Origin of the sequence: Streptomyces sp. W16 (assembly GCF_033194735.1) — a bacterium.
GTDB lineage: Bacteria > Actinomycetota > Actinomycetes > Streptomycetales > Streptomycetaceae > Streptomyces.
In genome coordinates this window covers 18,538-30,093 of the sequence record NZ_JAWOAI010000055.1, presented here as the reverse complement: position 1 = coordinate 30,093, position 11,556 = coordinate 18,538, and the positions used below count along the sequence as shown (strand labels likewise).

The 11,556-nt window shown below is 71.6% G+C and carries 12 protein-coding genes and 1 pseudogene; all 13 read right to left on the bottom strand.

Annotated features, from left to right (window positions below):
* A pseudogene (locus R6V09_RS10375) lies at positions 1-299 on the bottom strand (alpha/beta hydrolase); the annotation flags it as partial.
* A gap of 275 nt (positions 300-574) precedes the next feature.
* Positions 575-1,768, bottom strand: coding sequence for a kynureninase (kynU, locus tag R6V09_RS10370; RefSeq protein WP_317881066.1), 1,194 nt, complete (start codon positions 1,766-1,768; stop codon positions 575-577).
* The gene (locus R6V09_RS10365; RefSeq protein ID WP_317881065.1) at positions 1,761-2,600 is read right to left on the bottom strand and encodes a tryptophan 2,3-dioxygenase family protein; all 840 of its coding nucleotides are present in this window, start codon (positions 2,598-2,600) and stop codon (positions 1,761-1,763) included. Before R6V09_RS10365 ends, kynU begins: the two co-directional genes overlap by 8 nt.
* A gap of 157 nt (positions 2,601-2,757) precedes the next feature.
* A complete protein-coding gene (locus R6V09_RS10360; RefSeq protein WP_317881064.1) occupies positions 2,758-3,171 on the bottom strand; it encodes a DUF3151 domain-containing protein in 414 nt (137 codons plus the stop codon).
* A gap of 46 nt (positions 3,172-3,217) precedes the next feature.
* A complete protein-coding gene (locus R6V09_RS10355; protein ID WP_317881063.1) occupies positions 3,218-4,696 on the bottom strand; it encodes an MFS transporter in 1,479 nt (492 codons plus the stop codon).
* 60 nt (positions 4,697-4,756) lie between these two features.
* Positions 4,757-5,779: a class II fructose-bisphosphate aldolase gene (gene fbaA, locus R6V09_RS10350; protein ID WP_317881062.1), complete on the bottom strand. Its 1,023-nt coding sequence runs from the start codon at positions 5,777-5,779 to the stop codon at positions 4,757-4,759.
* A gap of 131 nt (positions 5,780-5,910) precedes the next feature.
* Positions 5,911-6,459 carry an orotate phosphoribosyltransferase gene (pyrE, locus tag R6V09_RS10345; RefSeq protein ID WP_317881061.1) on the bottom strand — a complete coding sequence of 183 codons (549 nt, stop codon included), beginning with the start codon at positions 6,457-6,459 and terminating at the stop codon, positions 5,911-5,913.
* 31 nt (positions 6,460-6,490) lie between these two features.
* A complete protein-coding gene (locus R6V09_RS10340; protein ID WP_317881060.1) occupies positions 6,491-7,279 on the bottom strand; it encodes an aldose epimerase family protein in 789 nt (262 codons plus the stop codon).
* A gap of 21 nt (positions 7,280-7,300) precedes the next feature.
* Positions 7,301-8,125, bottom strand: a complete 825-nt coding sequence (locus R6V09_RS10335; RefSeq protein ID WP_317881059.1) for an SRPBCC domain-containing protein — start codon at positions 8,123-8,125, stop codon at positions 7,301-7,303.
* A gap of 101 nt (positions 8,126-8,226) precedes the next feature.
* The gene (locus R6V09_RS10330; protein ID WP_317881058.1) at positions 8,227-9,822 is read right to left on the bottom strand and encodes a polyamine aminopropyltransferase; all 1,596 of its coding nucleotides are present in this window, start codon (positions 9,820-9,822) and stop codon (positions 8,227-8,229) included.
* Positions 9,823-9,988: 166 nt separating this feature from the next.
* Positions 9,989-10,525, bottom strand: a complete 537-nt coding sequence (locus R6V09_RS10325) for a DUF2617 family protein (protein WP_317881057.1) — start codon at positions 10,523-10,525, stop codon at positions 9,989-9,991.
* Between the two features lie 320 nt (positions 10,526-10,845).
* A complete protein-coding gene (locus tag R6V09_RS10320) occupies positions 10,846-11,142 on the bottom strand; it encodes a hypothetical protein (protein WP_317881056.1) in 297 nt (98 codons plus the stop codon).
* A gap of 180 nt (positions 11,143-11,322) precedes the next feature.
* A complete protein-coding gene (locus R6V09_RS54580) occupies positions 11,323-11,538 on the bottom strand; it encodes a tyrosine-type recombinase/integrase (RefSeq protein ID WP_442810011.1) in 216 nt (71 codons plus the stop codon).
* Positions 11,539-11,556: the final 18 nt, after the last annotated feature.

Below are 11,556 nucleotides of genomic sequence, written 5' to 3'. Positions count from 1 at the left end.
GCCCCCCGCCGGTACTCGACATTGGCCACCGCGAACCCCCGGCGGGCCAGGAAGTCCGCGAACGGCGTGATGTGCCGGCGGTCGTACGGCGCCCGCCACGCACCCCCGTGCAGTACGACGACCAGCGGCGCCGGTTCGCCCGGCACCCGCTCGCCGTGCGGGGCGTAGAAGTCGATCACCTGGTCGGGGTGGTCGCCGTACGCGGCGGTGCTGTCGGGTTCCACGGCGGGGTGCGAGAAGACCGACTCCTCTTCTACGGCGGCTGCGGCGGCACGTGCGACAGCGGCGTCGTCCGGCATGCTCCAACCTCTCAGCGACGATGGGGGCACCTCCCAGGCTTTCGGCACTGGGGGAAGACTTGGACGGAACGGGATGTGACGGGATATGGCGACCAGGAGAGAAACACGCGGAGAAATTCGGCCGTCGGCCGGGACGCTACCAGGCCAGTGACGTGCACGGAGACCGCGGTTGTCACGCTCGGTGAGGCGTAAACGGTTCTGCGGTGCACGTCACCGACGCATCACCAGTTTCTAACCACTCCAGCAACCTACGGAGGTTAGGTCAAGGTACACAGCTAGCGGACCAGGTCCCCCAGCACCCGCGCCGCCCGCTCCACGTCGCCGAACCCGACGTACAGCGGGGTGAATCCGAACCGCAGCACGTCCGGGTGCCGGAAGTCGCCGACCACACCCCGCTCGATCAGCCGTCGCATCACCTCACCGGCGTCCGCGCAGCGCAGCGCGACCTGGCTCCCCCGCTCCGCATGGGCCACCGGAGTCAGCGACTCCACCCGCCCGGACGGCACGTACGACGCCACGCACTCCAGGAAGAAGTCCGTCAGGGCGAGGGACTTGGCCCGCACCGCCGCGACCGAGACACCGTCGCCGTCCCACACGTCGAGGGCCGCCTCAAGGGCGAGCATGGACAGGATGTCCGGGGTGCCGACCCGGCCGCGCAGCGCGCCCGGCGCCGGTTCGTAGGCAGGCCGCATGCCGAAGGGTTCGGCGTGCGAGTTCCAGCCGGGCAGCGGGGAGTCGAAGCGGTCCTGCAACTCCTCGCGCACATAGAGGTACGCGGGTGAACCCGGGCCGCCGTTCAGGTACTTGTAGGTGCAGCCGACCGCGAGGTCCACCCCGTGCTCGTCGAGTCCGACCGGCAGGGCGCCCGCGCTGTGGCACAGGTCCCACACGGCCACGGCACCCGCCGCGTGTACGGCGGCCGTGAGCGCGGGCAGGTCGTGCAGCCGGCCGGTGCGGTAGTCGACATGGTTGAGGAGCACCGCCGCCGTACGGTCGCCGAGCACTCCCGGCACCTCGGCCGGGGCCACCGGCCGCACCGTGCAGCCGGTCATCCGGGCCGCCGACTCGGCGATGTACCCGTCCGTGGGAAAGGTCGTGGCGTCGACGACGATCTCGTCCCGCCCCGAGCCGCCCGCCATCCGCACGGCCGCCACAACCGCCTTGAAAACATTGACACTTGTGGAGTCGCCGACGACGATCTGCCCGGCCGCGGCACCGACCAGCGGGGCGATCCGGTCGCCGATCCGCTCGGGCGCGGTCCACCACCCGCTCTCGTCCCAGGAGCGGATGCGCAGTTCACCCCACTGACGCCGCACGACGTCCTCGACCCGGCCGGGGACCGACGCCGGCAGCGCGCCGAGCGAGTTCCCGTCCAGGTACACAACGCCGTCCAGGACGAACTGTGCGCGTACGCCCGCCAGTTCATCGGCGGCGTCCAGCTTCTCCGCCTTCAGAGCGAGTTCAGACATGGGACCGCGCCGTCCACAGCTCGGGGAACACGTTCTTCTGCGCGCGCTTCTCCAGCCAGGCCACCCCGGCGGAGCCGCCCGTCCCGGTCTTCGCGCCCATCGCACGCCGGGTGGCGACAAGATGGTCGTTGCGCCATCGCCACACCAGCTCGGCGACATCGGTCAACGCCTCGCCGAGCCGGGCGAGTTCGTCGCCGGAGTCACCGGAGTAGAGGGCGGTCCACACCTCCTCCACCGCCTCCGACGGCTCGTAGCGCAGCGACACGTCCCGCGTGAGCACGGCCTCCGGGACCGCATGCCCGCGCCGGTCGAGAAGCCTCAACACCTCGTCGTAGAGGCTCGGTTCGTGCAGTGCCTTCTCCAGCTCGGCGTGCACGCGCGGTGCGCCGCGGTGCGGGACGAGCATGGACGCGGACTTCTCGCCGAGCAGGAACTCCATCCGGCGGTACATCGCCGACTGGAAGCCGGAACCCTCGCCGAGGGCCGCCCGGTACGAGTTGAACTGCGCCGGCGTGAGCTGGCCGAGGGGCCGCCAGGAGGCGTTGAGCGCCTCCAGCTCCCGTACGGAGCGCTTCAGCGCGTCGATCGCGACCGGCACCCGGTCCTCGCGCAGGGCCCGCGCGGCGGTCTCCCACTCGTGCACGATGACGGTGAACCACAGCTCCATCACCTGGGTGGTGACCAGGAAGACCATCTCTCCGGGGTCGTCGGAGCGGGTGTGCTGGAGGTGGGTGAGGACGTCCGCCTGGACGTAGTCCTCGTACGGGGTCGTCCCCCGGAAGTCGAGATGCGGGGCCTCGGGCTCCTGGGTTTCCTGAGCCTGTTGGGACATCGCTGTCTCCTGATGCGTACTCCGGGTAGCGGTCCGCCCCTGCCGAATTCCGACACGGGGGCCCCGGTCCCCACCGGGCATCCTCCCCAATGGTCCCCCGAGACCGCAAGGTCCGCCTGGTCACACCAGGCGGACCCGCATCACCGCACCCGTCGTGCTAGCCCAGCGTCTGGGCCGCCGTGGGCGAGGAGTCCTTCAGGAACTGGCTGCACCGCGCGTACTCCTCCTGCTCCCCGATCGACTGCGCGGCCCGCGCGAGGGCGTGCAGCGCACGCAGGAACCCGCGGTTCGGCTCGTGCTCCCAGGGCACCGGGCCGTGCCCCTTCCAGCCGTTGCGCCGCAGCGAGTCGAGCCCGCGGTGGTAACCCGTACGCGCATAGGCGTAGGACTCCACGACGCTGCCCCGCTCGAACGCGTCGTCGGCCAGCAGGGCCCAGGCCAGCGAGGAGGTCGGGTACTTGGCGGCGACATCGGCGGGCGTCGCACCACTCGCGAGGAGGTCGCGCGGCCCGGGGTCTTCGGGGAGGTGGGTCGGGGGCGGTCCCCCGAGGAGGTTCTCGTGAATCGTCATGGGTTCCAGTCTCCCCCAGCAACGGCCATTGCCAGGCATCCAGTCGCTACCCCGCGTCGAGACGCCCCTTCCCCAGCCGTGGCTCCAGCGGTGGAGCCGTGATCGAGCCGTGGGTGAGGCACTCCGGGCGGCGGCAGTCCGGTGCCGGGCGCCGTACGGTCGCGTAGGCCAGGACCGAACCCAGCACCAGCACCCCCGCACACCACCCCATCGCCCGGTCGAAAGCGTGGTCGAAGGCGCCCGCCGACCGGTACGCCTCCGAGCCCATCCCCGCGAGCAGCGGCAGCGCGGCGATCGCGATGAGGCCGGCCGCGCGGGCCGCCGCGTTGTTGATACCGCTGGCCAGGCCCGCCCGCGCGGTGTCGACGGAGGCGAGGACGGTGGCCGTGAGCGGCGCGACCAGGATGACCATGCCGGTACCCATGACGAGGAGGGCGGGCAGGACGTCGGCGAGGTAGGAGGCGTCGGGGCCGACCCGCAGCATCAGCAGCATCGCCGCGGCACACAGGAGGGGGCCGACGGTGAGGGGGACACGGGGGCCGATGCGCTGGGCCAGTTCGCCGGAGCGGGCCGAGAAGACGAGCATCAGGGCGGTCGTCGGGAGCAGTGCCGTGCCGGCCTGGAGCGCCGAGTAGCCCGCCACGACCTGGAGTTGGAGCGCGGTGAGGAAGAAGAAGCCGCTGAAGGCCGCGTAGACGCAGAGCGTGACCAGGTTGACCGCCGTGAACTGGCGGGACGCGAAGATGCCCGGCGGCATCATCGGATCGGGGCTGCGCTTCTCGACGTGGACGAAGGCGACCCCCGCGGCCACGCCCGCGACGGCGGTGACGATCACGACGGGCAGTGCGCCGTCGCCCGCCTCGATCAGCGCATACGTCACCAGGGCGAGTGCGATCGCGCCCAGCGCCGCACCCAGGACGTCGAAGCGGCCGTGCGTGCGGCCGTCCGCCGACTCGGGGACATGGCGTACGGCGATGGGGGCGCACACCAGCGCCATCGGCACGTTGATCAGGAATACCCAGCGCCAGCCGGGGCCGTCCACCAGCCAGCCGCCCAGGAACGGGCCGATCGCCGCGCCGATACCGCCGAAACCGGACCACAGGCCGACCGCCCTGGCCCGGTCGTCGGGGTGGAAGGAGGCCTGGATGAGGGCGAGGGAGCCGGGGGTGAGGAGCGCGCCACCGATGCCCTGGAGCGCGCGGGCGGCGATCAGGACCCCGGCGTTGGGGGACAGCCCGCACAGCAGCGAGGCCGCCGCGAACCACACCACACCGAGGACGAAGATCTTGCGGCGGCCGTAGCGGTCGCCGAGGGAGCCGCCGAGGAGGATCAGTCCGGCCAGCGTGAGCATGTACGCGTTGACCGTCCACTGGAGGGCGGCCAGGTCGGCGTTCAGATCGCGGCCGATACGGGGCAGGGCCACGTTGACGACGGTGGAGTCCACCATGGCCATGCTGGAACCGAGCACCGTGGTGAGCAGGATCCACTTGCCCTGGGGCGAGGCGATCCGGACGTCGGAGGACATGCCCCCAGGTATACAACGAGCCCGGTGCCGTAGCACCGGGCTCGCAGCAGACCGTGGTGGTTACTTGATCTTCGTGCCCGTCGAGCGCAGGTTCGCGCACGCCTCGGTGACGCGTGCGGCCATCGACGCCTCGGCGAGCTTGCCCCAGGTGCGCGGGTCGTAGGTCTTCTTGGAGCCGACCTCGCCGTCGACCTTCAGGACGCCGTCGTAGTTCTTCAGCATGTGGTCGGCGACCGGGCGCGTGAACGCGTACTGGGTGTCGGTGTCGAGGTTCATCTTCACCACGCCGTTCTCCAGCGCGGTGGCGATCTCCTGCTCGGTGGAGCCGGAGCCGCCGTGGAAGACGAAGTCGAACGGGGACGCCTTGCCGTACTTCGCGGCCACGCCGTCACTCAGCTGCTTGAGCAGCTCGGGGCGCAGGACGACGTTGCCCGGCTTGTACACGCCGTGCACGTTGCCGAAGGACGCGGCCAGCAGGTAGCGGCCCTTCTCGCCGAGGCCGAGCGCCTCGACCGTACGGATCGCGTCGTCGACCGTGGTGTACAGGGAGTCGTTGATCTCGTGCGAGACGCCGTCCTCCTCGCCGCCGGTCGGGGTGATCTCCACCTCAAGGATGATCTTCGCGGCGGCGGCGCGGGCCAGCAGCTCCTGCGCGATGGCGAGGTTGTCGGCGAGGGTCTCCGCCGAGCCGTCCCACATGTGCGACTGGAACAGCGGGTTGCCGCCGGCCTTCACGCGCTCCTCGGAGACGGCGAGCAGCGGACGGACGTACCCGTCGAGCTTGTCCTTGGGGCAGTGGTCGGTGTGCAGCGCGACCGTGACCGGGTACTTCTCGGCGACGATGTGCGCGAACTCGGCCAGGGCCACGGAACCCGTGACCATCTCCTTGGCGTACTGGCCGCCCAGGAACTCGGCGCCACCCGTGGAGATCTGGACGATGCCGTCGCTCTCGGCCTCCGCGAAGCCGCGCAGCGCAGCGTGCAGGGTCTGGGTCGAGGTCACATTGATGGCCGGGTAGGCGAACTTGCCTGCCTTCGCCCGGTCGAGCATCTCGTTGTAGACCTCGGGGGTTGCGATGGGCATGGTCCGCTCCTTGGTATCTGCGGGTTGGCGATCTTCGCGATCTGCGTGCTACGGCCCTGACCTAGACCTGGGGTGCGACGTCATCGTCGGCCCCATCCTTCCAGACGCGGCCGGATGCTAAGAGTGGGCGGTCAGTCCAGGCCCAGCTCGTCCTTGGAGTAGGCGAAGAGATACGGCACTCCCGCACCCGCCTCGATCTTCTCCGCGGCACCGGTCGCCCGGTCCACGATGGTCGCGACGCCGACGACCTCGGCACCGGCCGCGCGCACGGCCTCGACGGCGGTGAGCGGGGAACCGCCGGTGGTGGAGGTGTCCTCGACGACCAGCACCCGGCGGCCCGCGATCTCCGGACCCTCCACCTGACGCTGCATGCCGTGCGCCTTCGCGGCCTTGCGCACGACGAAGGCGTCCAGCTTCCGCCCGCGCGCGGCGGCAGCGTGCAGCATCGACGTGGCGACCGGGTCGGCGCCCATGGTCAGCCCGCCGACCGCGTCGAAGTCGAGGTCGGCGGTCAGGTCCAGCAGCACCTGCCCGACGAGCGGCGCGGCCTCCCCGTCGAGGGTGACGCGCCGGAGGTCGACGTAGTAGTCGGCCTCCAGCCCCGACGACAGGGTCACCTTGCCGTGCACCACGGCCTTGTCCTTGATCTGCTGCAGCAGCGCGCCGCGTACGTCCGTCATGCCTGTCAGCTTAGAGGCGATGCCCACCGGCCTAGAAGCGCGTCCAGGTCCAGGTCATCGTGGCTTCCAGCGGCTCGATCGGGGTGACCAGGCGGGGCAGGGTGTTCAGGCCGTTCGGCGGGCCGGTCTGCGGTTCCACGCACACGGCGGCCTCCTGCTCGTCGTAGACGACGACCCACTCCTCCGGGCTCGTCACCTTCAGCGCCAGCTGCCCCGGCCAGGTCAGCGTGACGTCGACGCCGCCCGGCATGCCGAAGCAGTCGTCCCAGGGGCTGGGCTTCACGTCGATACGTTTGCCGGTGGGCAGGTGGTCGTCGCCGCGCTCCTCCTGCCAGGCGGGGCTGAAGTCGACGAGCACGTCCTCGCCGCCGAGGTCGCGGTTGAACCACGGGTGCCAGCCGATCTGCGCCGGGAACGAGTCCCCGTACGCCTCAATGGCCATGGTGAGCGTCAGGGCGTCCCCGGTCAGCGCGACGGCCTGGGTGACGCGGCCCGGGAAGGGCCACGGCTCGACCAGGTCGTACGTGATGACCGCCTCGTCGGCGCTCCTGCGGGCGGTGCGCCAGGCGCCGTCGCGGACGGTGCCGTGGATGGCGTGCGGCGGGGAGTTGAGCGGCATCTGGTGGACGGTCCCGCCGTCCCGGAAGCGGCCGTCGCGGATCCGCCCGCACCAGGGAACCATCGGGAAGCACCCGAACCGCTCGCCCTGGCGCAGCAGTTCGGTGCCGCCGACGCGAAGTCCTCCGATACGGCCGCCGTTGCCCGGCTGCACCGTCACTTCCGCGTCGCCCGCGGTCAGCGTGATCTCTTCGTTACTCACGGCACGACCCTACTGGGCGGCTCAACGGCGTTTGCGCAGCACCCTGTTCACCACGATCGCCGACGCCAGGACCAGTGCCGCCGCGGGGGCCGCCCAGCGGAGGGTGGCGTTCGCGGAGACGGTCTGCGGCGCGGGAACGGGGGCGTAACGCCCGCGCGGCGGCGCGTGGTCGACCTCCTCCGCACTGCGGCCGATCATCGTGCGACGGGCGTGCGCCGCTTCGGCGGGGGGCTGAGGCGTCTCGGCGAAGGTCTCGGAGACGTGGGGTTCGTCGACCACGTAGGCCTCTTCGATGTCGTCCACCGCGTCGGCTTCGTCGATGTCGTCGATGTCGTCGGCAAGTTCGGCCGATTCGGCAAGTTCGGCCGATTCGGCAGGTTCGGCGGGCTCGGCAGGTTCGGCGGGCTCGGCCTGCTCCGGCTCCTCCGCCTCCGCTCCCAGGTTCACCGCGAACCGGTCCAGCAGCCTCGTCGCCGCCGCGCTCACCGCGTCCGGGGCCAGTTCCGTCACGCGGCCGTCCGCCGTCGCCGTACCGTCGAAGGTGAGGGTGGAGCCGCCGTCGGACTCCCGGACGCGGAGGGTGAGGGCGAGTTTGACGGAGCCGGTGCCGCGGGCCTCGGTCGCGTCGCCCTCGACGGCGTACGAGCCGTCGTCCCGGGCGGAGAGGCGGACGGACCCCCGGTAGGTGATGGAGTGGCCGCCGACGCGCACCTTCAGGCGCCCGGCGACGGGTTCGCTGCCGGCGTCCTGCTGGAAGCCGGGCACGGCGCGGGCGACCCGGGCGGGGTCGCCGAGCGCGGCCCGGAGTCGCTCGGGGGGAACCGGAACGTACACCTCATGCTCCATGCCTGCGGAGCCTACCTAGGTCGGGCGGGGGTACACCTGGCGTTGTGCGGAAGTGGCGGCGTGTTGATGCGGGCGGGCCGACGGACGGCACCCCCGTGAGATCAGTACCGCGGATGCACCAACGTAGAAGCCGACAGCCCCGGCACCCACGTCCGCTCCGCCGCCCGTTCCGCACTCTCCAGCCCCGGCTCCACAGGCACCACCCCCCGCGTCGCCAGCACGAACCCCCAGTCGCGCGGAGAACGGGACGTGCCCGTCGTACGGTCGGGACCCGCCGCGAAACCCGAGGCCCGGCCGCCGACGCGGTAGGGGACGGGGTGGAGGCCGGCCGCGCGAAGGGTGGAGACCACCGTCCAGAAGACGCGGCGCCGGGAGGAGACCGGTCCCGCGTGCACGACCAGGCGGCCCCGCTCGGTGAGGGCGCGGCGGGCGAGACCGTAGAACTCCTGGGAGTACAGCTTGGTGCTGGCGGTGATGCCGGGGTCGGGGAGGTCGGCGATCACCACGTCGTACGTCCCCGGGTGGACCCCGCGCAGCAGGTCGAAGGCGTCGCCGGTGGTGACGTGGACGCGCGGGTCGTCGTAGACATGACCGTTGAGGGCGGACAGGGCGGGGTCCTGGCGGGCCAACCGGACGACGGCCGCGTCGAGTTCGACGATGTCGACGCGGCGCACGCCCCGGTGGCGGAGCACCTCGCGGGCCGCGAGGCCGTCGCCGCCGCCGAGGACGAGCACGCGCGCGTGGGGGCCGTCCATCGCGGGGGGGACGAGGGCCTCGTGGTAGCGGCGTTCGTCGCGTCCGCTGACCCGGAGGCGGCCGTCGAGGAAGAGGTCGAGGGGGCGGCCGTGGTCGCCGCCGGTGAGGACGACCTCCTGGACGTCGCTCTGGAGGGCGACGCGGACGTCCTTGCCGTAGACGGCCTGCCGCGCGGCCCGTTCGAAGTCGTCGACCAGTACGGCGGCGGAGGCGAGCAGACCGAGGACGGTGAGGTTGGTGATCACCAGGAGCCAGCGGCCCCGGCGGGTGAGGTCGCGGCGGAACAGGCCGAGGACGAGACAGCCGCCGGCGACCACGTTGACCGTGCCGGTGAGCAGGGTGCCGGTCAACTGGCCCAGGAAGGGGAGCAGGAGGAAGGGGAAGGCCAGGCCGCCGACGAGCGCACCGACGTAGTCCGCCGCGAACAGGTCGGCCACCGCGCCGCCCGCGTCCTGGCGGCGGATCCGCTGGATCAGCTCCATCAACAACGGGACCTCCGCGCCGATCAGCAGACCGATGGCGAGCGAGAAGGCGACCAGGAGACAGCGCGGGCCCTGCGCCCAGAGGCCGCCCCAGTTCCCGGTCCAGGCGAAGACCGCGTACAAGGCCATCGCGCTGCAGCCGCCGATCAGCGCGAGGGCCGCCTCGACCGCGCCGAAACCGGCCGCCGCGTGCCAGCGCAGCCGCTTCGCGGCGAGCGAGCCGATGCCCATCGCGAACACCATGACGGACAGCACGACGGACGCCTGGGTGACCGAGTCGCCGATCAGGTACGAGGCGAGGGCGACGAGTTCGAGTTCGTACACGAGTCCGCAGGCCGCGCAGACGAAGACCCCCGCGAGCACCAGGAACCGGCCCGTGCCCGGCCGTACGGGCAGCCGCGCGGGGCCTGCCCACGGCGGCTGGGTACCCGGCCGGGCCGGCGCGTGCGGTTCGATCACGCTGCGACGTTACGTCACCGGACGGGCACGCTTCGTCACCCACACGTGTGGAATGTGTTTACGACGGCCGGGGCGGTGCAGCCCCCCGCGGCCCTGCGACTCGGACGTACGACTCGGACGTACGACTCGGACGTACGACTGGGACGTACAACTCTGGACGTACGACTCAGACGGGGGACGGCACCGGGTAGGCCACCGGCACCCGTACGCCCACCCTCGTCCGCGTCGCCACCAGCTGGCCGTCCTGCGGATAGGCGTGCCAGGTGCGCCAGTGCACCTGACCCTCGTACCGCTGGGCGAGCATCGCGGTGAAGGCGTGCGGGCTGCCGGGGAAGACCCCCGCCAGACCGTTGGGATGGTCGGCGACCAGGGCCAGCAGCTCCTGGGCGCGGCCCGCGAACTGCCCCGGGGACAGCACCTCGACCCGGGCCGCGAACTCGTACTCCCAGTCGCCGACCCGCTTGGCGACCCCGAGCGGCAGCGGCGTACTGGAACCCGGGATGCACGCGACCGTCTCCGAACAGCTGCCCCGCTCCTCGTCCAGAAGTACCTGGTGGGAGGCGCCGAGCAGTCTCAACTGGAGCCGCGCACCGGCGAGTTCGAGGTCGAGTGTGGCCAGCGCGGGCAGCGGCTCGCGCCCCAGGGTCCAGGCGAGGTCGGCCGCGCGCGTGTCGGTGTAGGAGGTATTCAGGGTCGTGAGCATGGATCGGCTCCGCTAGCACGCAAAGAAAGGGGAGGTGTGGGGGTCTGGCACACCCCGGCCGACACCGGGGCATCGGCCCGGTCGGCCCAGTCAGGAGAAGGTGTCTGCAGGCGCCCGAGGGGCTGCGTCGGTGTTGTAGAGGGAATCATGAACGGTGGCGCCACCACAGTCTTTTTACCCAACTTCGTGGGGTTTCCATCCCTCAGGGGGCTCCACAGCTCAACTGTTCAACCAAGGCGTACGCCCAGGAGTGTCAGCGCGCGCCGGAGCGCCCGCCGGGAGCGGTCTCCCGACGGGCGCCGTGACCCCCGATGCGCTGGTCAGTTGCCCCCGCCGCCGCAGCCACCGCCGCCCCCGCAGGACGAGCCGCCACCGCACGACGAGCCGCCACCGCAGGAGGAGTGCCCGCCGCCGCAGGAGTGATGGCCACCGTGGTGCCCCCCGGAGTGATGGCCGCCCGAGGACGACGACCCGCCGTCCCCGGCCCACCAGCTGCTCGTACCGGCGGCGCCCCCGCCCCCGTACGACCCCGACCTGCGGCCCGACTTGCGCCCCGCGCGAACGACGGCGCTCACGAAGACGACTGCGATCACCGCCAGGATGACGAAGAAGAACATGGCGTCACCCTCCTTCCGATTCCCCCGAAGCGGCCCCCCGTGGGCGCCTCGTGTGGTGCGTGAAGCAGGGATGCCCGGCCGTCTCACCAGCCAAAGCAGAGTTGAGGAAGTTCAGAGGGTTCTCTCGGGGCAACGGCCCCTGACCTGCACAGAATGGCAGGTCAGGGGACCGCCCGTGGGTCACTGGGCCGCCTGGGGGCCGTGATCTTCCTGGGAGTCGCGCTGAAACACCGTGTCGATGGCGTGGCGGGCCCTCTGGCGGCTGTCGGGCATCAGGTGGGCGTAGACCCGCAGCGTCAGCCCCGGGTCAGCGTGCCCCATGTACTCGCTGACGGCCTTGATGTTCTCGCCCGCGTCCAACAGCGCGGAGGCGTAGAAGTGCCGGAGCGCGTGCATGCCGTGCTCGCGCGCCAA